The 25,699-nt window shown below is 49.6% G+C and carries 20 protein-coding genes; 5 read left to right on the top strand and 15 right to left on the bottom strand.

All coding sequences use genetic code 11. The features are described 5' to 3' along the window. Positions 1-334 precede the first annotated feature (334 nt). Positions 335-2,236 carry a threonine--tRNA ligase gene (gene thrS, locus H8S80_RS26830; RefSeq protein WP_117632954.1) on the top strand — a complete coding sequence of 634 codons (1,902 nt, stop codon included), beginning with the start codon at positions 335-337 and terminating at the stop codon, positions 2,234-2,236. A 92-nt stretch (positions 2,237-2,328) separates the two neighbouring features. Here the strand turns inward: thrS and H8S80_RS26835 are convergent, their stop codons facing one another. The 9 genes from H8S80_RS26835 to H8S80_RS26875 all read right to left on the bottom strand — a co-directional run bounded on the left by H8S80_RS26835 (position 2,329) and on the right by H8S80_RS26875 (position 13,805). Next, positions 2,329-2,994, bottom strand: coding sequence for a hypothetical protein (locus tag H8S80_RS26835; protein WP_117632953.1), 666 nt, complete (start codon positions 2,992-2,994; stop codon positions 2,329-2,331). A 101-nt stretch (positions 2,995-3,095) separates the two neighbouring features. Further along, the gene (locus H8S80_RS26840; RefSeq protein ID WP_117632952.1) at positions 3,096-4,241 is read right to left on the bottom strand and encodes a glycosyl hydrolase family 18 protein; all 1,146 of its coding nucleotides are present in this window, start codon (positions 4,239-4,241) and stop codon (positions 3,096-3,098) included. 167 nt (positions 4,242-4,408) lie between these two features. Next, complete coding sequence (locus tag H8S80_RS26845; RefSeq protein WP_117632951.1) at positions 4,409-5,389, bottom strand: Gfo/Idh/MocA family protein; 981 nt, start codon at positions 5,387-5,389, stop codon at positions 4,409-4,411. After that, on the bottom strand, positions 5,390-7,456 hold the full coding sequence (locus H8S80_RS26850) for a beta-galactosidase (RefSeq protein ID WP_181988021.1): 2,067 nt from the start codon (positions 7,454-7,456) through the stop codon (positions 5,390-5,392). A gap of 55 nt (positions 7,457-7,511) precedes the next feature. Then, positions 7,512-8,333, bottom strand: a complete 822-nt coding sequence (locus H8S80_RS26855) for a carbohydrate ABC transporter permease (RefSeq protein WP_117632949.1) — start codon at positions 8,331-8,333, stop codon at positions 7,512-7,514. After that, on the bottom strand, positions 8,333-9,247 hold the full coding sequence (locus H8S80_RS26860; RefSeq protein ID WP_243007974.1) for a carbohydrate ABC transporter permease: 915 nt from the start codon (positions 9,245-9,247) through the stop codon (positions 8,333-8,335). The genes H8S80_RS26855 and H8S80_RS26860 overlap by 1 nt, the downstream gene beginning before the upstream one ends. Positions 9,248-9,276: 29 nt before the next feature. Further along, entirely contained in the window at positions 9,277-10,593 is a 1,317-nt protein-coding gene (locus H8S80_RS26865) for an ABC transporter substrate-binding protein (RefSeq protein WP_117632948.1), read from the bottom strand. A gap of 31 nt (positions 10,594-10,624) precedes the next feature. Next, a complete protein-coding gene (locus tag H8S80_RS26870) occupies positions 10,625-11,563 on the bottom strand; it encodes a glycyl-radical enzyme activating protein (RefSeq protein ID WP_181988020.1) in 939 nt (312 codons plus the stop codon). Continuing rightward, positions 11,544-13,805, bottom strand: a complete 2,262-nt coding sequence (locus H8S80_RS26875) for a pyruvate formate lyase family protein (RefSeq protein WP_117632946.1) — start codon at positions 13,803-13,805, stop codon at positions 11,544-11,546. The genes H8S80_RS26870 and H8S80_RS26875 overlap by 20 nt, the downstream gene beginning before the upstream one ends. Positions 13,806-14,249: 444 nt before the next feature. Here H8S80_RS26875 and H8S80_RS26880 point away from each other — a divergent pair, with 444 nt between their 5' ends. Continuing rightward, positions 14,250-15,113 (top strand): helix-turn-helix domain-containing protein, encoded by an 864-nt coding sequence (locus tag H8S80_RS26880; protein WP_002605315.1) that lies wholly within the window; start codon positions 14,250-14,252, stop codon positions 15,111-15,113. A 13-nt stretch (positions 15,114-15,126) separates the two neighbouring features. On the opposite strand, the gene H8S80_RS26885 is transcribed toward H8S80_RS26880, so the two are convergent. Next, the gene (locus H8S80_RS26885) at positions 15,127-15,474 is read right to left on the bottom strand and encodes a helix-turn-helix domain-containing protein (RefSeq protein WP_002605316.1); all 348 of its coding nucleotides are present in this window, start codon (positions 15,472-15,474) and stop codon (positions 15,127-15,129) included. Positions 15,475-15,640: 166 nt separating this feature from the next. Between H8S80_RS26885 and H8S80_RS26890 the strand changes: the two genes are divergently transcribed. Both H8S80_RS26890 and H8S80_RS26895 read left to right on the top strand, forming a co-directional pair. Next, on the top strand, positions 15,641-16,336 hold the full coding sequence (locus H8S80_RS26890) for a response regulator transcription factor (protein WP_002605317.1): 696 nt from the start codon (positions 15,641-15,643) through the stop codon (positions 16,334-16,336). 8 nt (positions 16,337-16,344) lie between these two features. Continuing rightward, complete coding sequence (locus H8S80_RS26895) at positions 16,345-18,624, top strand: sensor histidine kinase (RefSeq protein WP_117632945.1); 2,280 nt, start codon at positions 16,345-16,347, stop codon at positions 18,622-18,624. An 85-nt stretch (positions 18,625-18,709) separates the two neighbouring features. On the opposite strand, the gene H8S80_RS26900 is transcribed toward H8S80_RS26895, so the two are convergent. Together H8S80_RS26900 and H8S80_RS26905 are read right to left on the bottom strand one after the other, a co-directional pair. Then, on the bottom strand, positions 18,710-20,071 hold the full coding sequence (locus H8S80_RS26900; RefSeq protein WP_181988019.1) for an MATE family efflux transporter: 1,362 nt from the start codon (positions 20,069-20,071) through the stop codon (positions 18,710-18,712). 20 nt (positions 20,072-20,091) lie between these two features. Then, positions 20,092-21,633, bottom strand: a complete 1,542-nt coding sequence (locus H8S80_RS26905; protein WP_117632944.1) for an NlpC/P60 family protein — start codon at positions 21,631-21,633, stop codon at positions 20,092-20,094. A gap of 209 nt (positions 21,634-21,842) precedes the next feature. Here H8S80_RS26905 and H8S80_RS26910 point away from each other — a divergent pair, with 209 nt between their 5' ends. Continuing rightward, positions 21,843-22,652, top strand: coding sequence for a ZIP family metal transporter (locus H8S80_RS26910; protein WP_117632943.1), 810 nt, complete (start codon positions 21,843-21,845; stop codon positions 22,650-22,652). 126 nt (positions 22,653-22,778) lie between these two features. Here H8S80_RS26910 and H8S80_RS26915 read toward each other — a convergent pair whose 3' ends face one another. From H8S80_RS26915 to H8S80_RS26925, 3 genes are read right to left on the bottom strand one after another with little or no spacing between them, the layout of a single operon-like run. After that, the gene (locus H8S80_RS26915) at positions 22,779-23,978 is read right to left on the bottom strand and encodes a M24 family metallopeptidase (protein ID WP_002605322.1); all 1,200 of its coding nucleotides are present in this window, start codon (positions 23,976-23,978) and stop codon (positions 22,779-22,781) included. Positions 23,979-23,994: 16 nt separating this feature from the next. Continuing rightward, positions 23,995-24,822 (bottom strand): carbohydrate ABC transporter permease, encoded by an 828-nt coding sequence (locus H8S80_RS26920; RefSeq protein ID WP_117632942.1) that lies wholly within the window; start codon positions 24,820-24,822, stop codon positions 23,995-23,997. Continuing rightward, positions 24,819-25,679 (bottom strand): carbohydrate ABC transporter permease, encoded by an 861-nt coding sequence (locus H8S80_RS26925; protein WP_002605324.1) that lies wholly within the window; start codon positions 25,677-25,679, stop codon positions 24,819-24,821. Before H8S80_RS26925 ends, H8S80_RS26920 begins: the two co-directional genes overlap by 4 nt. Positions 25,680-25,699 lie beyond the last annotated feature (20 nt).

Consider the following 25,699-nt stretch of genomic DNA (forward strand, 5'->3'; position numbering starts at 1 on the left):
TCTTCTGCGTTAAGGAAGCAGTGTCTCACGTTTGGACACGAGTGAAAAATCAAGGTGGAACCGTGCATCCGACATTCATGCACCCTTGGACAGGATTATTCTGTCCAGGGGTGTTTTTTGTTCTTTTCAACAGTCAAAAACCCCGCCGCAAGCAACGGGGCATCAAATTTGCAACGTCGCGAGCGGCGGGGTATTTGACCCTCGCGGCAGTCGCCAAATGGACGCGCCAGCGTGTCCGTTTGGCTCGTTGCTCGCGGGAATAAACAAATGTGGATTGAAACAATCACGTCTCACGAAAAAGCATCATAAATCTCAGAGTATAAGGAGGATCATCATGAAAGTAACTTTAAAAAATGGAGAAGTAAAAGAATTTGACAGCCCGCTGTCCGTCTATGAGATTGCGTCATCCTTAAGCGCCGGCCTGGCAAAAAAGGCGTGCGCTGCGGAGATCGATGGAACCCCGGCGGATCTGCGTACCATTGTATCCGGAGACTGCGGGCTTACGATCCTGACCTTTGAAGACGAAGGCGGCAGGGCGGCCTTCCACCATACCACTTCCCACATTCTGGCACAGGCCGTCAAAAGGCTGTTTCCGGAGACTAAGCTGGCCATCGGGCCGTCTATCGCGGACGGATTTTACTATGACTTCGACCGCCCGGAACCATTTTCTCCGGAGGACTTAGAAGCTTTGGAAGCGGAAATGAAGAAGATCGTCAAAGAAGACTTAAAACTGGAGTATTTTACGCTTCCGCGTGAGGAAGCCATCGCCCTCATGAAGGAGAAGGATGAGCCTTACAAGGTTGAGCTTATCGAGGATCTTCCGGAAGAAGAAACCATCAGCTTTTACCGTCAGGGCGAATATACCGACCTCTGTGCGGGGCCGCATTTAATGACTACTGGTCCTGTGAAGGCATTTAAGCTGACCTCCATCGCCGGCGCTTACTGGCGCGGTGACGAGCACAATAAGATGCTGACCAGAATCTATGGCACATCGTTCCCCAAGGCCTCCGATTTAGAGGAATATTTAACCAGAATTGAGGAAGCGAAAAAGCGTGATCACCGGAAACTGGGAAAAGAACTGGGTCTGTTTACAATCATGGACGAAGGCCCGGGATTTCCATTTTTCCTGCCGAAGGGCATGGTGTTAAAAAATGCGCTGACAAACTTCTGGCGTGAGATCCATGAGCGCGAGGGATACGTGGAAATCGCCACTCCCATCATGTTAAACCGCTCTCTGTGGGAGACTTCCGGCCATTGGGATCATTACAAGGAAAACATGTATACAACAACCATTGACGATACGGAATTTGCAATCAAGCCCATGAACTGTCCGGGCAGTATGCTGGTTTACAAATCCCAGCCGCGTTCCTACCGTGATCTGCCGCTGCGTATGGGAGAACTCGGCCTGGTACACCGCCACGAAAAATCCGGCGCGCTCCACGGCCTCATGCGGGTTCGCTGCTTCACACAGGACGATGCCCATATCTACATGACGCCAGATCAGATCACCGATGAAATCAAAGGCGTGGTACGCCTCATCGACGAGGTCTACAATATGTTTGGCTTTAAATACCACGTCGAACTCTCCACCCGCCCGGAAGACAGCATGGGCAGCGACGAGGATTGGGAGATGGCGACAAACAGCTTAAGAGAAGCGCTTGATGAGATGGGATATGAATATATCATCAACGAAGGCGACGGCGCCTTCTACGGTCCGAAGATCGATTTCCACTTAGAGGACTCCTTAGGCCGCACCTGGCAGTGCGGTACCATACAGCTTGATTTCCAGCTTCCGCTGCGGTTTGAGGCGGAATATACAGGCGCGGATGGCGAGAAACACCGCCCAATCATGATTCACAGAGTACTGCTGGGCTCCATTGAGCGTTTCATCGGCATTCTGATCGAACATTATGCAGGAAAATTCCCGGCATGGCTGGCTCCTGTTCAGGTAAAGGTGCTCCCGATCTCCGACAAGAATGCAGCATATGCAAAAAATGTGTATGATGCCTTAAAGAAGAGCCACATCCGCTGTGAGATCGATGAACGCCCTGAAAAGATCGGCTACAAGATCCGCGAGGCACAGCTTGAGAAGGTTCCGTATATGCTGGTGGCAGGAGCGAAGGAGGAGGAGAATCAGACGGTGGCAGTCCGTTACCGCGATTCCGGTGAAAATGTCACTATGACATTGGATGCGTTTACCGAAATGCTGAAGAAAGAGATTGAAGAACGAGATTAAAGAACGAGATTGAAGAACGAGATTGAAGAACGAAAGTAAATAAAGAAGCAGGGAGAACGGGTTGATATTATCGCGTCGTTCTCCCTGTTTTCTTAATCGCTCAATGTCGGATCATAGTACGCCCCGGTGTCGTCCAGTTCATATCCGTCAGGCGTGACAGTATTGGTCATCATGGCCCCATCCGGTCCGGCGTAATACCAGCAGAACCAGCCTTTCAGCCACTGATTTACAGCCATAACGCCGTCTTCTCCAAAATAATAACGTTTTCCCTTATCCATCAGCCAGGCACTGCTTAAAAAGCTTCCATCGCCCTTCTTATATTTCCACTGGTCATTTTCCTGTATCCATCCTCCGTCTATGGTCCCGTCTCCCCTGGCGTCCATAACATAAAAAGTTCCCATGTTCACAGCGGCTCCGCTGGGTACTACAACAATTAACTGGGCCTTTCCGGCGTTTTTTGCATGGTACCGAATTGTATTGAACCCTTCCTCATTCAGAGCAATCTCCGCTGTTATGACGTTCATGTCGGTGGTTCTGATCGTGGCACGGCGCACCCAGCCACTCTCAGATTTAGTTAGAATCATTTCCCCGTCAGTCCCCGCCATGACAGTCGTCCCATCGTATAAGAAGGCTCCCGCCTCCTCTGAACTGATCTCAAAATACTCCCCTGCTGTCTCAATACCGTACGCGTTTACCGGTGCCATTGCTATTACGGCCGTGAGCAGCAATGCTGCAAAGCATTTTCCTTTTTTCATCATAAAATCCCTCCTGAACAGACATGAAAATAAACGTTACACCCATTACTCTGTCATAATTATACCACGATTCAGGAGTTATTGAAGATGATAACAGAAAATAGTTATTTTTTTACTTTATTTATCTCAAACATATCTGCAAGCAGCAGCCAGTTTGCCCGGAAATAGTTCATGATCTGCCAGTAGCCGGCGCCTGATAAGTCCAATTCTTTTATCAGATCAAATTTGGCCCTCAGGCTTCGAACGTCTTCAAACCATACCTCATGCTGAACGCCAGACTGCCAATACCGGAAATACGGCGTCATTGCCGTCTCATCAAACTGGATGGGAACACCGTGATCGATGGCGATTCCGATGGCCTGAAGGTTATTGATTGTCTCCGCTTTTGTCACCCCCTGCTCGTAGGGAAGCGGCCAGTCATAGCCGTAGTTGGGGATTCCCAGGCTGATCTTTTCCGCCGGTATTTCCGTCAGGGCGTACTCTGCCACGCGTCTGACCATATTGATCGGGGCCACTGCCATGGGCGGGCCATATGTGTATCCCCATTCATACGTCATCAGCAGAACCCGGTTGGCCGCCTCTCCGAGCAGGCGGTAATCGATTCCTTCGTAAAGCAGCCCCCTCTGGTCTCTGGCCGTCTTAGGAGCCAGTGCAACGCTCACCTGATAGCCGAACAGGTTCATCACCTGTCTCACCAGCTTTACAAATTCTGCATATTTCACCCGGTCCTCCGCCAGTACGTATTCAAAATCAATATCAACTCCGCCGTAGCCTTTCTGCGTCATCGTACGCCCCAGCTCCCATATTAGGTTTTTCTGGACATCGGGATTGTTTACCAGTACCGTCACAAGATTATTGTTGAATTTTCCGTCCTCTCCCAGAGGTGTCAGCGTCAGGACAGGCCGTACGCCGTTTGCCGACGCCACATTTACCATCCAGCTGTCGTCAGCCATGGGCGGAATCAGGTCCCCATCCGTCGTAAACCCATAGGAGAAGACAGATAGATCCGTCAGATAAGGAAGCGTCCAGTCCAAAGTCTCCGGGTTTATAAATGGATACGCGTAGCCGTTTACGTGCAGAGGGCTCTTCATTTTTCCGTTTCGTTCATTATCTAGTAAAAGCGCCTGACCCACGGCCAGGCGATATGGATATGCAATCTGATTGTCCCACAGAAGCGTACTCACGGGAATTCCGGCTTCTGCGGCTATGGAATCTACATTATCTCCGCTTTTTACAACATATATCTGCATGTCAGCATCCTTTTATCTGTATTACTACAATATATGCCGCAGAGGGGAAACACGTTATCCTGTGATCCCGTTGTTTTCATTTAACAAAAAAAGCTGCCGTTCCACAGACGATCCCTCGTCCGCTTTTGCAGCAGCTTTCAAGCTATATGCTTTACTTTTTATATTTGTTACTTATGCCATTTCGTTCTGTAAACGCTTCCCTCTGCCGAGCTCCGGTAGGCCGCCCGTATAATCTGAAGCGTATGCTCGGAATCCTCCAGAGTCGACAGCGGTTCTGACGTACCATCCAGGCAGGCGAGAAATGCCTGTGCCTGATTAACAAATGTCTGATCGTACGGCTCTGCGTCACAGAGTCTTTCCCCATTTACATAGAGTGCATCCGTTAAGTGCATCTCCCCATCGGTCCCCAGAATTCGTATCCCGTTTAACTGGTCTGCCGCTTCAGATGCCCAGCTCTCCGTGATGACGCAGAGCGAGCCATCCGTCATCTGCATATTGAGCTGAGCAGTATCTTCGCCATCCAGATCCTGCAAACGCAGATTAGCCGTAAACGCCTGAAGCCGCGCCGGCACGCCCAGAAGATACAGCATCTGGTAAATCATGTGGTGTCCGCTGTCGATTAACGCACCTCCGCAGGACAGCTCCTTCTGCCTTCTCCAGTTTTCTGTACCCGAGGTATCCAGAAGCTGCGCTGAGAAGAAAGAGGACTGGAGTATTGTTCCCAACGCCTTCTCGTCCAGCAGCTTTTTCATCTGCGAAAGGGGCCTCCGGTACATGAAATTATGTCCTGGAAAAAGCATGACCCGGTTCTGTTCGATGGCTCGCCTGACGCGCTGGTACTGTTCAGTCTCCCCTACCACGGGCTTTTCCACCAGCATGGAGACCCCGGCAGCGGCGGCCTTTAATATTTCCTGATAGTGGCAGGCAGTCACGCTGCAGAGAACCACTGCATCCAGTTCTCCCTTTTCCAGCATTTCATCCATACTGGCAAACGGGATAATCTGGTGTTCCTCACAGATGGCATGCAGTTTTTCCATATTGGAATAGGTACACATGCCCACAATCTCCGCTTTCTTCTGCGCCTTGAACGCAGCCAAATGTTTCATCGCAATAAACCCGGTACCTACGATCCCTATTCGTTTTCCCATCTATGGTTGCTCCCCTGTTTCTAAAATTAACAGCACTCCATCATATCCGGGGACCTCCAGGCTCCACTCCTTCCCTGTCCGTTCCCTGGCAAAGAGAGGTCTGCTCTCCGGTGTCTGGTTTACAACTGCCATAACCGGTCCGTTCTCCGTCTGGAGCAGTCTGACGATCAGCTCCGGCGCCTCAAGTACGGAAAACAGAGAATAGCCTTCCGCTTTGAACTGCTTTTGTATAAATTCAGCCGCCGCACGGCTCCCCGCATCCTTTACTGCTGCCCCTGGAAATGTTCCGGTCCACCGTATTACCCCTTTTCCATATTCCACCTCAGCCATAGCAGGAGTTCCGTCTTCAAACCAGCCGGTCACTTTCCCCCGGGCTGCCTTCATCGTCTGCCTGTAATACAGGCCTTCACACAGGACAGCGCCCACTTTATCCAGCACCGGAATCTCTCCGTCCCCAGCGTCCAGAGATATCTCCTCCGCCCCAAAAGCGGCTTCCAGCATGGGACATGGAGAGCTTGATCCACCCGCAGATATCTCCCCCATCTCCGAATAGAGGCCTGCGGCCGCTTCCAGAACCACGCGGCCGCCCATACCGGCAAACTCAAGGATTCTGCTCTGCTCTTCGTCAGACAGGGAAAGCGACATGGGAACATACAGAACCCGCAGGCCCTCTTCCCACGCGGATTCCATATAGTCTCCATGGACAAATCTCACAGGTATTCCCCCTTCGGTGCAGGACTTAAAGACACCATAGATACTGTGTGCATATTTCTCTTCCTGGGCGCCTGCTGCAAAGAGCAGTAAGTCCGCATTTCTGGAAAGGTAGATGCCATTTATGGCCGGAACCGGCCTGCTTCGGTCCAGCTCATACGCTTCGAAGAGCTTGGCGCAGCGGCCCGCCTCCAGACTTCTCTCCGTGTTTTCTCCGTTAAAGCCTGTCAGGCCAAATCCGGGAGATTCCATTCCCGCGGGCTCCGGAGCGTACTGCCAGTACACCACGCCTTTCCCCCCAGCCGCGATAGTATTCCAGTTCCAGATACGGATATCCTCTCTCTTTGGAACCTTATGAGCCAGAAATCCCGGTACGCCGGCCCCGCCCTGAAGCTCTGCCTGATAGAAAACCTTTTCTCGGGAGGCTGCGCAGATAATTTCTGACTGAAGCAGATGAGAAAGATCGTAGTCCCGCTTCGTCTCTCCCATCAGCCACTTCGGAAAGCTGGACAGCCCGAACACGTCCACCTCGCGGGCAAGCAGGAATTCATCGGACAGTTCTATACCCAGCGCGCCGTTACTGGAAGCCCCCATATAATCCGCGCTGGCACTGTGGGTCTGAATCAGCTTGCCTGGTGCGCCGCGTCTCGCCGCTTCCACACGCCGTTTCAGCCATTCGGCCAGATTGTATAACCAGAACCGCCTCCAGTCCATCATATCCGTATATGTCCCAAACCGCGGCGGAGGAACAATCTCCTCCCAGTCGGAATACCGACGAAACCATGCCTCGTTTAAACGCTCCAGCGATCCATACCTGACCTTCAGCCAGTCCCGGAACGCCCGTTTCGACGCTCCGCAGGCACAGAGGAGCTCATTCTTATAATCGAACATCGGCTCCAGGTGCGGTTCATTCCACACATCAAGGATGATCACACTGCTGTTGTCACGGTAATGCTCTGCTGTACGGAAGATAAAATTGCACACCAGATCCGAAACTTCCGGATTATCCATACAGAGTCCTGGCCATCCCCCTGTCGGAAGGTTCGCAGGTCCGCCCATGGTAATTTTCTTTCCTTCCACAGTCTCGTACAGACAGTCCGGGTATGCCTCATACAGCCAGTACGGCGCCCCTTCCGGTATCGTATTGATAATCACCTTCAGACCGTTCTTTCCGGCAAGCTCTGTCAGCCGGTCCAGATCATCGAACACAAAATGATCCGGTTCCCGCTCAATATCGTTCCATACCGCCCAAAGCTTTACCACATGAAATCCCAGCTGCTTCATATTTAAAAAATCGCGCTCCCAACACGTCCTGTCCGGGAATGGCGGCCTGTAATACTGCGCTCCAAAATACACGTCCTGTACCTCCATCGTTCATTCTTTCTTTGCTGTAACATCAGATATTTTATATTTATCCCTTGACCGCACCGGCAGTCAGCCCGCTGACGAGATACTTCTGAAGGAAGAAGCCCGCGATAATAATCGGCACCATGACAATGGTAGCCGCCGCGCTGGACTGTCCCCAGTCTACCGAAATCGCCCCTACGAACCTGGATACACCGACCGTAAGCGTATACGTGTGGAGATTTGTGTACTGCATGGAAAACAGCAGTTCGTTCCAGGAATACTGCATGACCAGTAAAAGTGCGGATCCGATCGCCGGTGAGAGAAGCGGAAATACAATCTTCCAGAATACCTGCATTCTCGTACAGCCGTCCAGCTTTCCGGCCTCAAATAAGTCTCCCGGAATATCCCGGATAAATCCGAGCACCAGCCAGGCCACAAACGGCGCGTTTACCGACACATGGGCCAGTATGGGCCCCACATAAGTCCCCAGAAGATGCACCTTGTCCAGAATAATATAGAGAGGAATCATAATAGTGATCGTCGGCACCAGCTTGGAAAACAGCAGAAACGTGGAAATGCGGTTCCCCCAGTTAGATTTCATGATTGCCAGCCCATATGCCGCGAGGCTTCCCAGCACAATACTGATAACCGTTGTCGACATGGCAATGATAAACGAGTTGCCAAAATACGACAGGAAGTTCCCCTGCTTAAGGATCTTCACATAATGCTGAAGGGTCGGGGGAAAGAAAAACTGCGGCGGCATTTTCCTGATCAACAGCGTTGGCTTAAAGGAATTGCTCACTATCATATAGATCGGGAAGACTACCGTAAGCACCACAAGCAGGCCAAACAGTGCTTTTCCGCATACAATTGCTGATTTTTTCATTACTGCTGTCCCTCCTTATGTGCTTTTGCATTATAACGGATAAAGATAATGCCAAATACCAGAAATGAAAGGATCATGCTGGCATTGGATATCGTCATCGCGTACCCCATGTCAAAGGTATCAAATCCAATCTTATACGCATAGAGGCTGAGCGACATGGTGGAGTTATTTGGACCGCCGCCGGTCAATGCATAGATGATATCAAACACCTTGATGGCATCCACTCCGTTAAACAGGAGGATGACCATATAAACCGGAATCAGACCCGGAAGGGATATATGAAAAAATTTCTGTATAAATCCGGCTCCGTCTATTTCCGCCGCCTCATAATACTCGCCCGGTATGCTGAGCAGACCGGAGCTGAGCACCACAATAACAAAGGGAATGACCTGCCAGCAATGTGCTATGACCGCGCAGAGCATGGCTGTGGACGTTCCCGCAAGGCCCGGGAACTGTTTGGAGGTGATTCCAAACAGCCCCAGAACCCAGTAGATGAGTCCGCCGTTGATATTAAACATGTATTTCCAGATCAGACCGATGATAATGGGCGAGACCAGGAGCGGCATGGTGCAGATGGGACGGAGAATACTCTTTAACCGGCCCGTAAGGCTCTGAAGCCACACTGCGATCACCGTACCGAGTATTAAATCCCCGGCAATGGCAGCGGCTGTGAAATACAGCGTATTCCCGACCGCTTTTAAAAAGACCTTGTCTTTAAACAGCCTGACATAATTGCTGATGCTTATGAAATCCTCTTTGAGATCAATACTGCCCATATGATAATTGTAAAAACTCATGAACACGCCGTACAAAAGAGGAATGAACATCACCACAAACACCACCAGAATACTAGGCAGAAGAAGGAGGACGGGCAGTAAATCCCCTTGTTCCAGCATATTTCTTCTCCGTTTCATTGTTACTTTACCTCCCATCCCCTTTATCACTACCTGCCAAACTGATAATCTTTGCAGGACTCGTTATAAGACTTGATTAACGCAGCCGAATCGGTGTCCGGATCGGTGGCAATCTCTGATAAGACTGCCTGTAAGCCGGTCAGCATGGTGGAGGAATCTCCTGCCGTAGGCAGAATCCTCGCGTGCGCAAGGGCCTCTGTGACTGCGGGCAGATACGGAATCTTTTCCAGTACTTCCTGGTCTTCGGCCAGCTCCGGCAGCGCGGAGATAGATCCGTTTGCCAGAGACGCTGACTTTTCCTGTTCCGGGCTCGTCAGCCATACGGCCGCCTGAAATGCTTCATCCGGATTTTCACTGTTTGCCGCTACAGACCAGCCCCAGAAATTGGCGGTTCCCACATAATCCTTGTCTCCGACTCCAGGCATACCGGCGAATTTTACGGTTTCAGCCACTGCCGACTGCTCCGGATCTAAGTATGCGGAGCAGTTGCCGGACAGGCTGATGCTGATAGGAGCCACGCCATCCTTCATTGCCTGCCCCACGTCGTCCACATGCCACGTAGAAGCTCCGTCCATAGCATACTTACAGAGTTCCTGCCAGATGGTAATCGCCTGTGCTGCCTCATCACTTCCCAAGTCAGCCTTGCCATCCTTTATAAACTCTCCGCCGCAGGAATAGAGGATCGCACCAAATAAATCGACTGCCGCCTGTCCCTGCATGGCCGGAACTGCAATTCCGGTTCCCTCATTTTCCTTAAACCATTTGGCGCATGCAATCAGCTCGTCGAAGGTCTTGGGAACCTCTCCGCCGTACCGCTGCATGGCAGTCTCGTCATATGCCAGGATGGACGTCTGCGTAAATGTCGGAAGCGACATAATTTTTCCATCTACTGTCATGGTGTCCAGGAGGCTCTGGTTATACATGCTTAAATCCACATTATATTTTTCAATGTAGTCATTTAAAGGAAGAAGCCAGCCATTCGATGCGTAATCCGGGCACCATACTTCCGCTACATAGATCAGGTCGTAGTCTCCGCCTCCGCTCTTCTGCATACTGAGCGTTTCCTTTTCCTTTAACTTATCGTATGCCACATCGTCAATCACAATCTCAGAAGCCGTATACCCCTTTACAAGCTCCTTCTGATCATCAGACTGTCCTCCGGACCATCTGGTCGCTACCAGCTCCACATTGGAGGCGGCCTGCGTCGTCTCCTTTCCGCTCTGAGCGGACTCTGTCTGTCCCTGTGCCTGCGTTGCAGTTGTCTCTTTGCTTTCCGTCCTGCCTCCACAGGCCGTAAGACTGAGTGCCAACACCACTGCCATCCCCAAACTCAATACCTTCTTCATATCTGTTGCTCCCTTCCTCGCACATTTTGTGCTATTTGTTTTTAAAATAATTGATAAACACAGGCAGCCCCAAGCCTTTCAGTGCGGCCAGCCATGCCTTTTTCTCATCTTCTGTCGCGTCAGGCTGTTTACCCAGCCCCTGTACAACGGCGGCCTGTACCGCCTTGGAGGCTCCCATGCCGTGATACGGCATGATTTCAAATGCCTCAATTCCCGGCTGACGGCGGTAGAGCTTTGCCAATTCGCCGAAAAAGGTCTCCGTATCATTTATTCCCGGGATCAGCGGAACCCGGATTACCACATGACACTTCTTTTCAAGAAGAATCTCCAGATTTTGGTATATTTTCTCCGCCCTGACACCGGTTAAGTGTGGATACGCCGCACTCTCCCCTTTCAGATCAAACAGGAATAAGTCCGTGAGAGGAATGACCGCATTTAACGGTTCAGCGGCACAGAAGCCTGATGTCTCCAGACACGTATGAATGCCCTCATCCCTGGCCGCCTGCAACAGTTCCCTCAGAAAATACGGCTGGAATAACGGTTCCCCTCCGGAAATGGTGATTCCGCCAGGTCTCGGCTTCTCATAAAACGTCCTGTCTTTCTTAACCTCGGCGATTACCTCTTCCGCGGTCACAGTTCTGCCGATTTTCTCCAGCGCCCCATAACAGCAGACCTCCGTACATGCGCCGCATCTGGTGCATGCCTCTCTCTCAAACCGGTGCAATCCTGTCACAATCCGGTGCGCCTTCTGAGGACAGACCTCCACGCACGCGCCGCATCCCGAACATTTGCTTTCATTGTACGAGATGGTATCCCTTTTCTCGTAGGATTCCGGGTTATGACACCAGATACAGCGAAGCGGGCAGCCCTTTAAAAACACAGTGGTACGAATTCCAGGACCGTCATCCAGGCAGAAATGCTGCAAATCAAATATTTTTCCCATTTTTTTCTCAGTAGCTGGCCCGTTCATAGATCTCCTTCTGGACATCCTTTTCCAGCATGACGAATCTGGCCGAAAAGCCGCCGACCCTCACGATCAGATCGCCGTACTCCTCGGGGCGTTCCATCGCATTTTTCAAATCATCCTTTCCGATTACGGTAATCATCGCCTGGCATCCGCCTCTGTCAAAGTAATCTTTCATGGCGGCGATCACCTTATCCTCTGATTGCTCCAACAGCTCCTTCGTGAATCGGAAATTCTGTACCATCCCGGCGTGATTTATGTGAGAGGGCTTCAGCAGGCTGTTAATCATGGAAGTCAATCCCTTCGTCTCTACCACCGATTCCGGGTTATTGGCATTGGCTGTCGCGCACCCGGACTTTCTGCCGTTCGGCGTAGCTCCCACCCATCTCGCCAGCGTGGTATTCTGTGCATTATTTATGTAAACCGGCAAATAACTCTTTAGTCCGACCCGGTCTGCCTGGGCCTTTGCCGTCTCATTAAAAAAGTCCTGTAATTCTACGAAAAATGCATCTGCTTCCTCATGATCCACGCCGTATTTCGGAGCTTCCAGCATCATTTTTCTGGCAGCCGGATAGTCTAAAAAGTTATCGGCAAGCGCCTCCATCATCTCTTCCGCTGTCATCCGTTTTTCATTGAAGATCAGTTTTTTAACCGCACACAGACTGTCTGCCGCATCGACCGCGCCATAGAACTCCAGTGTTCCCGCCAGGTACTCGCAGCCTCCCTCAAAAAGTGCTTTTCCTTTTTTGATGCAGCCGTCATAAAGAACGGATGCCATCAGAAATGGGTGCCTGGCGCCTGTAATCTCATATTCATACGCCTCAAATTCCGCCTGGGCCTCTATATAATATTTCGCATGCTCCTGATAGTAACGGTAAAACTCCTCGAAACTTCCGCATTCGGAAAGCTTTGGCGTCCTGGGACCGATTGCCCAGCCCCCTACCGGGTCCCATCCTCCGTTTACGGCCAGTTCCATGATTTTTGTAGCGTTGAGAGATCCGCTCGGCGTTGCCACACTGTAGTGCTCAAACTCATATTCTCCGCATCCAAGCATAATATAGTGTTCGGCCATCTCCCTCGACACCCCGTACGTACTCATGACTCCCGGCACGATCACGTCGTCATTATAGAGAAGCGGGTATGTTCTTCCCTCCTCAATACAGCGAATCGCGGCCTTCATCACCGATTCGGGCGTGTCTTTATGAAACCGGAGTGTGAACTGCGGAAGTACCTCTTTTACGGTTCTGCAAGCCTCAATGGCCAGCAGGCTGTAACGGTCCCCCGTCTCCGGATTGCGCCGGCCATATCCGCCTACGATCACGCGGCCGTCTGTCTCACAATCCAGATGGTCAACCAGCTGAAAGAAGTTTTGGGTAATCTTAAGCGCTTCCTCCTCGGTCAGAATCCCATTGTCTATGTCATGGCAGTAAAGGTCACCAAAGAACACATCACATCTTCCGATATCGATGATAGGCGTCATAAGGCAGTACATCCATACCAGCTGGACCGCCTCCAGATAGGACTCCGGCTTCCTTCGCTGATTCTGGAAGAGTGCCTCCTTAAGCTTCAGCAGCTCTTCTTTCCGTTTTCCCTCTGCTCTTTCGGCCATTTCACCGGCCTGATCCTCGTAGTATTGAAGCATCTCTTTCAGGAGATCAAACATCTCGATAGAAGCCCCCAGAAACTGAATCTGTTCTTCCTCCAGCCCGCTCCTCTCCATTGATTCCGCCAGCTCCTCCACCATCCCCGGAATTCCCTTAAGCACCAGTTTGTCAAAGTCCAGGTAGCAGCCCGCCATTCGGAGAATCGGGCAGGCCGGCATGGGAAGCTTATCCCACTGGTCAGATATCAGTGCCTTTTTTAAGTGTTCCGGCATGTGCTCCATCACATAGTGGTCCGTGTTTTCTTTTTTCCAGAATACCAGCATATCATTTAAGTCTTCACGATATTTCAGGCTTCCGGCTCCGTTCTCCAGCTCCTTTACCACTTCGTCCTCGTGGATATAGAATCCGAAGCCCCCGGTCTGATGCTGAATTCCGAATCCTACCGGTCCGAACTCATGGCGCCCCGCCAGAACATCCTGCTCCTCAATCGGGTGGAGGATGGCTGGATACATGGCCTTCATACACTCTGCTTCAATCTTGTATTTATTCCCCCGCCACTTCTTCAGGATCCTTCGGTACGCCTTCGTAAATGCAATTTCCACTTCCAGATTTGTTCTGGGGCTGGCCACCTTAAAATGATTCATAACTGCCTCCTTCATTGTAATAAATTATCCACTTTCTTCCATCTGGCGTTTTTTTGGCGCACTTGACAGACCGTGTATTTCCCTCCGGTATTCTTAGAAAGAAACGCACTTTTTATAGACTTTTTATTTATTTCCCTTGTTTTAAGTAATTTTGATAGCATAAATGTACCATAAAAAAAGGGCGCTGTCTTGTCTTGCCTTTCCCTATTTATTGTGCTATATTGACATACATAGAAACCGTAAGAATGACCTCCCCATGACAGAATAAAGAGTGCGCATCCTGCCCAGAGGGCTTTTTATGTAATAGGAGCAATTTCCAATTACATAAAAAAAAGCCCTCCGCATACCGCGAAGGCCTATATCTCATAATGATTTCTTATTATACTGTTTCCAACATCAGAAAACGCAGACTGGTAATCCAGAAGACACGAAAGGAGCCGAGAGATGAAAATTGAATTTTACAGAGAGCAGGACTGGCTCTTCTCAGGCGAAGACGGGATCTGCACAAAAATCGCATTTCAGGATGCTGACACCCGTTCCCATAACCATAATTATTATGAATTCTTCCTGGTAGGCGCGGGAAGCGCCACACATCACATCAATGACAAGAAAAAGATAGTAAACACCGGAGCCTTAGTCTTCATCCGCCCGAAGGACATACACAGCTTCCAGAATCCGTCTTCCGATTTCTGTTTTTATAATCTGCTCGTTTCCAGAGGCACCATGGACTCGTGTTTTTCTTTTCTTGGTACCGGATGCAACGCGGACCAGCTGATGGAGAACGAGATGCCTCCCTTCCGCCAGCTTCTTCCTGCGGAGTTAAACAACTTACTGCCCTCCTTCGAGCAGCTGGCCATTGCGCACGAGCTCAACATCGTCCGGTTTAATACCCTTTTGAGGGCCGCCACCGTCAATCTCCTTACCAGCTATTTTCTTTCCTATAACTTAAAGCTGTCCCACGACATTCCGACATGGCTGGGGCTTCTTGCGCTGGAGATGCAGAAACAGCAGAATTACCAGGAAGGCTTAAACGCCCTCTACCGCATCTCTCAGAAGAGTCCTGAATACCTGTGCCGGGTCTTTAAAAAGCATTTAAATAAGACGCCGACTGAATTTATCAATGACATCCGCATCGCCAATGCAAAACTTGCTCTTGAATATACCAACCGGTCCATTTTACAGATCTGTGAGGAGGTGGGGTTTGACAACACCAGCCACTTCTACCATCTGTTTAAAAAGGATACCGGGTTATCGCCCAAAGCATTCAGGGAGCTGTCCAGTGAAGTCAGTGTGTCTCAGGCTCCCTGACCGCCGCCAGGCATTATTTCCCGCTTTTTTTCTTATGCTTTGCCATAAATTCGTTTCCCGCCAGCCGGATCCCCATTTCCAGCCACATTTTCTTATCATCCGGAGTCAGGCAATCCCCGATCTCTCTCGGATCCATGTCGGCGAAATTAAAATCACAGGACTGTTCCGAACGCTCCATTAAATAATCGGCCGTAACGCCGAAGTAGTCGGCAATCCGGCAGAGCAGCTCCGATGAGATATCTGGAATCGGCTGTGATTCTATCTTACTGACGGTCTGCTGACTGACTCCCAGTAAATCTCCCAATAATGCCTGGGGAATTTTTTTCTGTCTCCTCAAACTATAGATTCTGTTTTTTCCCATTGTATCAATCCTTTTTCTTTTTATTGTAGCGGAAAGACTCCTGCTATATTACTTATATAATTTGTACTTTCCACTATTTATAAATGTTTTGTTCCTGATTCTTCAGAAAAAAGTAATGTGAATTTTATCCTGCCCGTTGTATAATAATGGAAAAGGAGGTTTTGACATGCAGAGTATATTAGTTTGTGATGATGATAAACAGATTGTGGAAGCCATAGATATCTATTTGACCGGAGAAGGTTTTAATGTGATAAAAGCATATGACGGCTATGAAGCCCTGGATCTGCTGGAGAATAATCAGGTGGATTTAATGATCGTGGATGTGATGATGCCGGGTCTGGACGGAATCAGAACCACGTTAAAGGTTCGGGAGACCAGCAGCATTCCGATTATCATTCTGTCCGCAAAGTCAGAAGACACCGATAAGATCCTGGGACTCAACATCGGCGCGGATGACTACATTACAAAGCCGTTCAATCCCCTGGAACTGGTCGCAAGAGTCAAATCCCAGCTGCGCCGCTATACCCAGCTGGGCAATATGAACCAGCAGACTGCCGGCCAGGTATATAAATGCGGTGGTCTGGCAATTAATGATGATAACAAGGAAGTTACCGTTGATGGGGAACTCATCAAGCTGACTCCCATTGAATATAACATTCTGCTGCTCCTCGTTAAAAATGCCGGAAAGGTGTTCTCCATTGACGAGATCTATGAGCAGATCTGGAATGAAGAGGCCATCGGTGCGGATAATACCGTAGCCGTTCACATCCGCCATATTCGTGAGAAAATCGAGATCAATCCGCGGGAGCCCCGCTATTTAAAGGTGGTCTGGGGTGTCGGCTACAAGATTGAAAAGCAATAGGAGAGCATATGAAAAGAAAAAAGGAACATGCAGTCCTGCTGCACATTCTTTTTGTCATCCTCGTGGTGACGGGCATCAGCATCATGTACAACAATCCTCACTACGGAGAAGGCGTCAGCTGGCTTACCAACGAGACGTATGAGGACACGCCGGAGTTCATCCGGCAGTTCAAGACGGACATCGACGATATTTTCAACTACATCAAATATAAAGAGGTATTTGAATCAAACGGAAAGCTGGCTTATGACAAGCCTGTCGTCCGTGTGACCACCGGCCCCGGGGAAGTAAAAGAATATACCGTTGACGAGATGGTGCGTATGGCCAAGTCCATGGGCTATTATCTGAATGAAAAGTTTAAGGTGGATGGCCGCTACACACCGGAAGAAGGTGAACAGGACATCCGGGTGGACTGGCGTTCCTACGATCCCGACCATCAGGATTCCGAGCCGGGAGAATCTTATACCACCATGGCCGAACTGGCAAAAGAAGTGCTGGCCCATGTAGGGAATTACTATGCGTTTCACTATAAGTTTATTCAGAATCCCAGCAACTTGAAATTCCGGGTATCTTTTAAGGGAGATTCGGAAGCTCCCAAGCTGTATAACAACACCGTGATTGATAATCCGGAGGAGCTTAAGGCGCTGGGCCGCTATATTTACGTAACCGGCGAATCCCTGTATGTCGATACCAATTTGAACACGACGCTGAAGACCATATCGGCCCAGCTGGAGAAGTCCAACCCTTACAACAACAGCAATTACTACATGGTTGTGGCTGTAAATACGGCGTATCCTGTCCAGGATTCCTACTCTGAAGCGGCCAAATCCTATGACCATATGCGTCTGCTCTTCATCATCGGCCTCGTGTCCCTGGTCATTGGAATTCTGGGATGCGCTGCAAGCCTGTATTTCATGGTAAGTATGACGGGCCATCAGAATTCCGATCACGACGCGGTTGTTCTGGGAAGAATCGACCGGATCGCCACGGAAACCTGTCTGATTCTGTTTGTCGCAGCCGCCATGTGCGCCCTGTTTCTGGGAGAACACGTCGGCTACAAGGTTATCCATTTATTCCTGTCGGAAGACCGCTGGTATTACGGGGAACTGGCTGCACGCATGGTGATTCTCTATGCAGTCGGTATTGTTGCAGCATTCAGCATGATCCGCCGTTATAAGGCGGGAACGCTCTGGACGGGCAGTCTGACGAGCCGTATCTGCGTAAATATCAGTCTCTATATCAAAAACCACCGGTTTACCACCCGGCTGGCTTTAGGCTACATCTGTTATTTTATTTTTAACTGTGTCATTATCGCGACCGGCGCGTTCGTCTATTTCACTTATGACAGCATGGAATCCCGGATTTTAACGGGTATTCTCGTCCTTGCGCTTCTCTGTATGGACTCATGGGTTTTCCATCAGCTGTATAAGAACGCCTGGGAGACGGACCAGATTAATGAAGCGCTGTTAAAGATCTCCCACGGAGACACCAAATACAAGATCAATGCAGAAGAGTTTGACGGAAAAGAGCGGGAACTGGCTGAGAACATCAACCATATCAGCCGGGGGCTGGATACCGCGCTGCAGGAAAAGGTAAGCAGCGAACGCCTGAAGGCGGACCTTATCACCAATGTCTCCCACGACATTAAGACGCCGCTTACGTCCATTATCAACTATGTGGATTTAATCAAACGGGAACACCTTCAGGACCCGAAGATTCAGGGTTATTTAGAGGTTTTGGAACAAAAGTCCCAGAGGCTTAAGACTCTGACCGAGGATCTTGTCGAAGCCTCCAAGGCCAGTTCCGGGAATTTAAAGATCGAGCTGACCAACATCGACTTCGTCGAGCTGATCTATCAGACCAACGGGGAATTTGAAGAAAAATTTCTGGTCCGCCATCTGGAGCTGGTATCCAGCTTCCCTGAGGAAACCGTTATCATTCAGGCCGACGGCCGCCATCTGTGGCGTGTCCTGGAAAACCTTTATAACAATGCGTTTAAGTATGCGATGGAGCACAGCCGCGTATACGTTGATGTCATCGCGGGGGACAGCCAGGTACTCTTCACTATAAAGAATGTGTCAGAGAATCCTCTGAACATCAAGGGTGATGAACTGACGGAGCGTTTCGTCCGGGGTGACGTGGCTCGAACCACGGAAGGAAGCGGGCTGGGCCTGTCGATCGCCAAGAGCCTTACGGAGCTTCTCGGCGGGAAGTTTACCATCTATATCGATGGAGATTTATTTAAAGTGCAGCTGGCATTTCCCCGGCAGAATGGCAGGGGGAATTCATAATAGGAGAATTCATAATTAAGGAATAAAAAACAGGAATATTCGCTGGTGTCCTTTCGAAAGACGGCGCGCAAATATTCCTGTTTTTTTATTTTCCGGAGATCAAATGAACCCGGCTCCATTTTCCTGTCAGATACCGCATAAATGAGATGATATAGTTTGCCGCCCATCCCATGGGAACCGCGTACCATACCGCCTGTACTCCGATAATCGGGGCAAATACCGCCGCCACGATCACGCGGATCGCCAGATTCACAAGGTTGGCAATCGTGAACACCACCACATCTCCCGCGCCCCGCAGCAGACCGTCTGTCGTCGCCTTCAGGCCGATAAACACGAAGAAGAAGGAAATAAACCGCACATACGCCATACCGGTCTGGAAAGCGGTCTCAGCGCTTCCCTCGTTTAGGAACCCGCGTATGAAGAGATCCCCCCACAGCTGCATGATTATGCAGATGACCACTGCAAAGAATCCGACCATGGCATAGCAGTAGCGATACCCCTGTTTCACCCGGTCCGGCCGCCCGGCTCCGATGTTCTGTGCAGTAAAGGTCGACATGGCATTGCCGATGGCAAGCATGGGTACGATACAGATCGACTCGATCCTGGTACCCGCGGCAAATCCGGCCATGACCGCGGAACCGAAGACGTTCACCACCGACTGTACCAAAAGCATCCCGATATGGACGATCGACTGCTGAAGCGTGGAAGGGATCGCCACCCGCATCATATTGATCATCATCTTCATGTCGTAAAAATGAAACGCCTCCGTCACTTCATATGCCTTCAGGCGCTTCAGCAATATGGTGAAGGAGATCACCGCCGACAGCCCCTGAGCCATCAGCGTCGCCACCGCAACGCCTGCGACTCCCTGATGGAACCGGATTACGAAGAGCAAATCCAGCACAATATTCAGAAGCGACGAAAAGATCAGGAGATAGAGCGGCGTTCTGGAATCGCCCAGCGACTGGAATATAGCCGCCTGTACGTTGTACATGAACAGGAACGGAAGTCCCACAAAGTAAATGCTTAAATACACGGAGGCATCGGCAAATACGTTTTCCGGCGTGTTCATCCACGCCAAAATCGGCTCGTTAAACAGAAATCCCAGCGTGCCGAGAAGTACGCTCAGCGTCAGGAAGTTGATCAGTGTCGTGGAGATCGCCGTCTTCATATTCCCCAGCTGCTTCGCGCCCAGGAACTGGGACACTACCACGGAGCTTCCAATGCCTCCGCCGATGGCGATGGCAATAAAGACATTGGTAATGGAATAGGAAGCGCCGACAGATGCCAGCGCCTCCTCACTTACGAACCGGCCTACGACGACCGAGTCCATAATATTATAAAACTGTTGAAATAAATTGCCCAGAATCATCGGCAGAGCGAACAGAAGCAACGCACTGCCCGGTGAATCGGTTATCATGTTTACTGCTTTTCTCTCTTTTTTCATACCCTTATTTTGAACCATTCCTATCCGAATATACGCCATCCACAGATAAAGTTATTTCTCCACCAGCTGCTCAAGGCACGTTCTACGACACGTCCGTTACTTGAAGATGCATCGACCACCTTGCCGCCGCCTGCCACGATTCCCACATGGCCGCTTACGACGATGATATCGCCCGCCTGGAGACTGTTGAAATTCGTAATCTTCGTGTATTTTCCTACGCTTCGCCATCCGGCCGAGGTCAGATAGCTCTGCCGTACTCCCGCCTGATTCAGACAGTAGTAGATGAAGCCGGAGCAGTCAAACGCGTTCGGCCCTTTTGCACCATAGACGTATGGACAGCCCAGCTTGGATCTGGCGATGGACAGCAGACCGCTGACACCGGAGCCGCCTTTTACCGTTCCGCCCTTGGAACCGCTGCTGCCTCCGGATGAACCGCCTGAACCCGCCTTCTTTACGCTGCTTCCCGTCAGTTTATTCATCGTCTGACGGCCTACAGAACCGTCTGCGGTAAGGCCGTTGTTGCTCTGGAAAGACTTCACCGCCTTTTCCGTCACCTCCCCGTAATAGCCGGTGACATTGGCCGAAGATAAATAGCCGTATTTATTTAACAGCTGCTGGATCCGGGTAACGGTCTCTCCCTGTTCCCCCAGCATCAGGCCGTTGGCCTGCGCCTCGGCACTGTTTAAGGCCACACGGGTGGATGGCCCGAGATAACCGTCAACCACCAGGTCGTTTCGCGCCTGGAACTGCTTGACCGCTGCCGCCGTATCATCGCCATACGAGCCGTCCGGTGTGGTCGTTAAATATCCCAGCTCCTTCAGCCGCGTCTGGCACGCCAGCACCACATCGCTCTTCTCTCCATAGGAAAGGAAATTCGGTTTGATCTCATCACTGTACAGAAGGTTAATCGTCTGCCGACCCACCTTGCCATCCACATTCAGTCCGTTGACCTCCTGAAGCTTGATGACTGCGGCCTCCGTATCGTCCCCGAAGTGTCCGGTCACCAGATCCCCAGCAGCCAGATATCCCAGTTCGTAAAGGCGGTTCTGAATCCGCTTGATATCGTCACCATCAACATCCTTCGAAACCGCGTAGTACTTGGCGGAAGGAGCCATGATTGCCTTCAGCGTCTCCGGGCCGACAATGCCATCCTGCGCCAGCTGATTCTGCCGTTGAAAAGTCTTGACCGCAGATTCGGTCATATTTCCAAAATACTGAGTCGGTTCATCGTTGTCCATAAATCCAAGATCCATCAGCCGCTGCTGAAGGCTTGCTATAATGGGATGCTCCACGCCGTTTCGGAGATACTCCGGAACGGGATTCTCATCCAGAACCGGAAGATCCGGCAGTACGGGTATCGGCTCCTCACCGATTGTCAGGATCTTTACCGGCTCGGGATTCTTCTCAGTCTCCAGCTCGATCGAGATGGAAGAAGGCTCGGGCGCCTGTGTCTCCTGCCCTGCGTCATTCTTTTTTCCGCAGCCTCCCAAAACCGCCGCGACAGCCGCGGCCAGAAGTACTTTATGTATAAAAGGTGTGTACCATCGTGTTTTTTTATTCATAAATCGGTATTCCTTTCCTTTTGTCGAATCAGGTCTATTTTAGCACATTTATAGGGAAAAAGGGAAGGAAATTTATCTCATACGGCTGAATAGTTGTAACAGTTCTGCCTTTACTTTCGTATCCTCCCTCCATTGCACAGTCGGCAGTCATATGGTATACTGAATAGGGTTAGAAATTGCTAACTCAGAAACCGAAAGGAGGTTTTATTATGAGTACGTCTTTATTATGGGCGGCCGGCGGGACTGGATTTACATTTTTAATGACCACGCTGGGCGCGTCTGTAGTTTTTTTCTTTCGCAAAGAAGTCAATGCATCTGTACAGAGAATTTTTCTGGGATTCGCGGCCGGAGTTATGGTGGCGGCTTCCGTATGGTCACTGTTGATTCCTGCCATTGAGGAAGCTTCCTTAAACGGTGGTATCGGCTGGATTCCTGCCGCCGGAGGCTTTTTACTGGGCGTGTTCTTCCTGATCGCCCTCGATACCTATCTCCCCCACCTTCACCCGGACTGCAGTAATCCGGGCTGCAACGAGGCGGAGGGCGTGTCCTCCAGCTGGAAACGGACCACCCTGTTAGTCATGGCGGTTACGCTTCACAACATACCGGAGGGCATGGCGGTCGGCCTGTCTTTCGCATTGGCCGCACAGCACGGCAACGATCCGGCGCTTTACACCGCAGCCATGGCTCTCGCCATCGGTATCGGTATTCAGAATTTCCCGGAAGGCGCGGCAATCTCCCTTCCCCTGCGTCAGGAAGGTCTTTCCACCGGTAGGGCATTCTTCCGCGGCAGTATGTCAGGTATCGTAGAACCAATCTTCGGTATCCTCACGGTGCTGGTGGCAGGCGCCATCGAGCCTCTGATGCCCTGGCTGCTCTCCTTTGCCGCCGGCGCCATGCTCTATGTCGTAGTGGAAGAACTGATTCCTGAAGCACATTTAGGCGAACACTCCAACGTCGGTACACTGGGCGTTATGGGGGGATTTGTCATTATGATGATACTGGATGTGGCACTTGGGTGATAATATTTATGAGATGATATTTATATGAAAAAGAAGCGAAACGGTTTTTCTTATGGACCGTTTCGCTTCTTTTTACTTACTGCCGCTCTTTTGCATTGCTATGCTCTTCCCCCATTTTCCCCTAAACTAATGTCTTGGCCAGAACAGGCTGTCATTTACTGTCGTAAACCACTCACATCCATTCTCTGTGATCAGGACTGTATCCTCAATATTAAACGCACCATAAACTGCGCTGTAAAACGGCACCTCTATAGACATAACCATTCCAGGCATAAATGCTGTAAATTCCTGATCTTCTCCGGGAGCCACAAATGGCCGTTCTTCTACAAATATATTGCAGCCTACGGAATGACCGCAGTGACCTCTCGTGTACTTTTCGAAGCCGGATTTTCTCACGGTATCCTGCATGGCATGAAATACTGGTTCAAATGGGACGCCAGGGCCAATCATGGATCGTCCGGTATCGAACGCCCGATATAATGCCTCAAAAATTTGAACTGCTTTATCTGCTGGTTTTCCTACCACAAAGGTTCTCGCGATATCTGCCTGATAACCACAGATATTGGCGCCTCCGTCGAGCCTGAGAATATCATTTTCTTTGACGGAGATATTTCTGGGTATCTGTACAATTGAATACTCTGCGCCTATTCCAGAGACCGTATAGGCACCAATTACATCAAGATCCTGCGAGAACGCAGCATTTCTGTATATAGAAAGGATTTCCTTCTCGCTCATCCCGGGAACAATACAGTATGCGGTTTCCAACATTGCAGTTTCAGTAATCTTAGCTGTACGGCGCAGTAAACCAATCTCCCAATCTGTCTTAATAGCCCTCGCTCTGTTAAGTACTTTTTCGCAGTTATACAGGCTTCCCACTCCCGTGCAATTCGAAAGAAAGTCCCATATATCATGTGGTATGGAAGGACTCTGCACTCCAATTTTTGCCTCAGCCGTCCGCTCCGTAATGAAATCTAATGCAATCTTAACAGGTACCATCATATCCGGTTGAGACGGCTTTTCCAGTCCATCATCTTCCACCCCATCAATATAGATCCAGACGGGATACGTTTCCATTTTAATATCCTTACACTGATTTTCGGCTGTCTGTTTCTCTATCTCGTTCAGGATCAGTATGACAGGCCCTTCTTTTCGCACAACAGCCAGAGTCGTACCTATTCGCCTGGAATCATAAAGAAAATGGCTGGCAAAACCGCTGGCATACAAAATTGTCTCCGGCTCTGTCAGGATTAACGCGTCAAGTCCTTCTCTTTCCATCTCCCTCTTTAGTTTTTGCTCTATTTCCAACTGATTTCTGTTCTCTAACATGATTTCCCTCCAATCATCAGCCTTTTACCGCGCCGCTCATAACCCCTTCCACAATGTACCTCTGAAGCAGAAAGTATAATATCAGGATAGGGATCATCGACAGCGTAAACGCGGCAAACGCCAGATTTAGTTCCACATTATACTCACCGAAGAATCGGTATAACATAAGCGGAATTGTCTTCATTCCCTCTTTCATCAATATGTTTAATGTAATAGTAAAATCGTTCCAGGAAAACAGTGCGTTAATAATGACGGCAGTACAAAGTACGGATTTTAACAGCGGAAATACAATACGAAAAAAAGTTTTCATCATCCCCGCCCCATCAATCATAGCCGCTTCCTCTAATTCTATGGGAACCGTTTTTACAAAACTTGTAAACAGCAGAATATTGAAGGAAATATTAAATGCGGCCCGGACCATGACAGCCCCCATGTATGTGTTTAAAAGACCCGCCTGTTTTAGATTCATATATTGCGGCAGCATAACTGACTGGTACGGTATCAAAAGTGCCGTAAGAAACAGCGAATAAATAATGTTATAAGCCTTTCCTGTATTGCGCGCCAGAACATAGGCTGCCATCGGGCAAATAATGATGAGCAGAAGCACTGTCGGCACGGTTGTAATGACACTGTTCTTTAAAACTACATAGAAATTTGATGCCTCAACTGCCTGGCTGAAGTTTTCCAGATGAAATTCTGATGGAAATTTCAAACCTGTAAATGTAATCTGTTCCCTTGTTTTCATTGAATAGACAAAAGATATGTAAAACGGTGACAACATAATTGCGGCTGCAAACAGCAGTATCACATTTTTTCCAATGGAATATTTCCTGAGTATACTCATACCTCCACCTCCCTGCTCCGGAAAAAGCTGGCAACCAGAAAGCTGATTACAGCAAGAAATAATGTAAAGAGAATAGCCGCCGCCTGACCATACCCCGCTTTATAATACACAAAGATATTTTTATAGATATACATTGCCAGACTTTCGGAGGATGTTCCCGGTCCCCCTCCGGTTGTCACCATCGGATATTCAAAGACCTTCAGCCCCCACGACAAAACCAGTGTTGCATTAGTTGTAAAAGCCGGAACAATCAGAGGAAGTGTAATTTTAGTAAAGGTATGAAGCGATCTGCTCCCTTCTACGCGTGCAACCTCATAATATTCATCCGGAACACTCTTAAGCGCAGCAAGGAAGACAATCATACAGTATCCAGTATCTTTCCAAACCGAGATAATAGCCAAGCCAAGTATTACCGTCTTAGGGGAAGCCAGAAGATTTTTCATCCCCAGAATCGAATAACAGACATCGCTGAAGATATAAGACCAGATATAAGAGGCCAGCACAATACTGATTACGTACGGCATAAAATAAATCGTACGCAGGATACGGTGGAACCTGGAGTTTCGGCTAATTCCCAAAGCCAGCAGCAGACCAAACAAATTACTGAATACTACCTCCATTGCCGCAAATTTTATTGTATTTACTGCCGGAGCTGCAATGCTCCCATCCGTTAAAACATTTTTATAATTTTCTAATCCAACGATTGTGTAATCCGCGCTAAACCCATCCCACCTGCGGAAGGAATATGGGATTCCCTGCAAAAACGGCATGATAACGAAAACAAAAAACACGACTGCGCACGGAGCAAGAAATAAAATGCTTTGTATTGTCTTTTTAACCATTTTCTTATTTCTCATTCCCATCTTCCTTCCATTAT

The organism is Hungatella sp. L36, from assembly GCF_014288035.1.

Coding starts and splice junctions, on each gene's coding strand:
- thrS (WP_117632954.1), top strand. CDS start 335: ATGAAAGTAACTTTAAAAAATGGAGAAGTAAAAGAATTTGACAGCCCG.
- H8S80_RS26835 (WP_117632953.1), bottom strand. CDS start 2,994: ATGATGAAAAAAGGAAAATGCTTTGCAGCATTGCTGCTCACGGCCGTA.
- H8S80_RS26840 (WP_117632952.1), bottom strand. CDS start 4,241: ATGCAGATATATGTTGTAAAAAGCGGAGATAATGTAGATTCCATAGCC.
- H8S80_RS26845 (WP_117632951.1), bottom strand. CDS start 5,389: ATGGGAAAACGAATAGGGATCGTAGGTACCGGGTTTATTGCGATGAAA.
- H8S80_RS26855 (WP_117632949.1), bottom strand. CDS start 8,333: ATGAAAAAATCAGCAATTGTATGCGGAAAAGCACTGTTTGGCCTGCTT.
- H8S80_RS26860 (WP_243007974.1), bottom strand. CDS start 9,247: ATGAAACGGAGAAGAAATATGCTGGAACAAGGGGATTTACTGCCCGTC.
- H8S80_RS26865 (WP_117632948.1), bottom strand. CDS start 10,593: ATGAAGAAGGTATTGAGTTTGGGGATGGCAGTGGTGTTGGCACTCAGT.
- H8S80_RS26870 (WP_181988020.1), bottom strand. CDS start 11,563: ATGAACGGGCCAGCTACTGAGAAAAAAATGGGAAAAATATTTGATTTG.
- H8S80_RS26875 (WP_117632946.1), bottom strand. CDS start 13,805: ATGAATCATTTTAAGGTGGCCAGCCCCAGAACAAATCTGGAAGTGGAA.
- H8S80_RS26880 (WP_002605315.1), top strand. CDS start 14,250: ATGAAAATTGAATTTTACAGAGAGCAGGACTGGCTCTTCTCAGGCGAA.
- H8S80_RS26885 (WP_002605316.1), bottom strand. CDS start 15,474: ATGGGAAAAAACAGAATCTATAGTTTGAGGAGACAGAAAAAAATTCCC.
- H8S80_RS26890 (WP_002605317.1), top strand. CDS start 15,641: ATGCAGAGTATATTAGTTTGTGATGATGATAAACAGATTGTGGAAGCC.
- H8S80_RS26895 (WP_117632945.1), top strand. CDS start 16,345: ATGAAAAGAAAAAAGGAACATGCAGTCCTGCTGCACATTCTTTTTGTC.
- H8S80_RS26900 (WP_181988019.1), bottom strand. CDS start 20,071: ATGAAAAAAGAGAGAAAAGCAGTAAACATGATAACCGATTCACCGGGC.
- H8S80_RS26905 (WP_117632944.1), bottom strand. CDS start 21,633: ATGAATAAAAAAACACGATGGTACACACCTTTTATACATAAAGTACTT.
- H8S80_RS26910 (WP_117632943.1), top strand. CDS start 21,843: ATGAGTACGTCTTTATTATGGGCGGCCGGCGGGACTGGATTTACATTT.
- H8S80_RS26915 (WP_002605322.1), bottom strand. CDS start 23,978: ATGTTAGAGAACAGAAATCAGTTGGAAATAGAGCAAAAACTAAAGAGG.
- H8S80_RS26920 (WP_117632942.1), bottom strand. CDS start 24,822: ATGAGTATACTCAGGAAATATTCCATTGGAAAAAATGTGATACTGCTG.
- H8S80_RS26925 (WP_002605324.1), bottom strand. CDS start 25,679: ATGAGAAATAAGAAAATGGTTAAAAAGACAATACAAAGCATTTTATTT.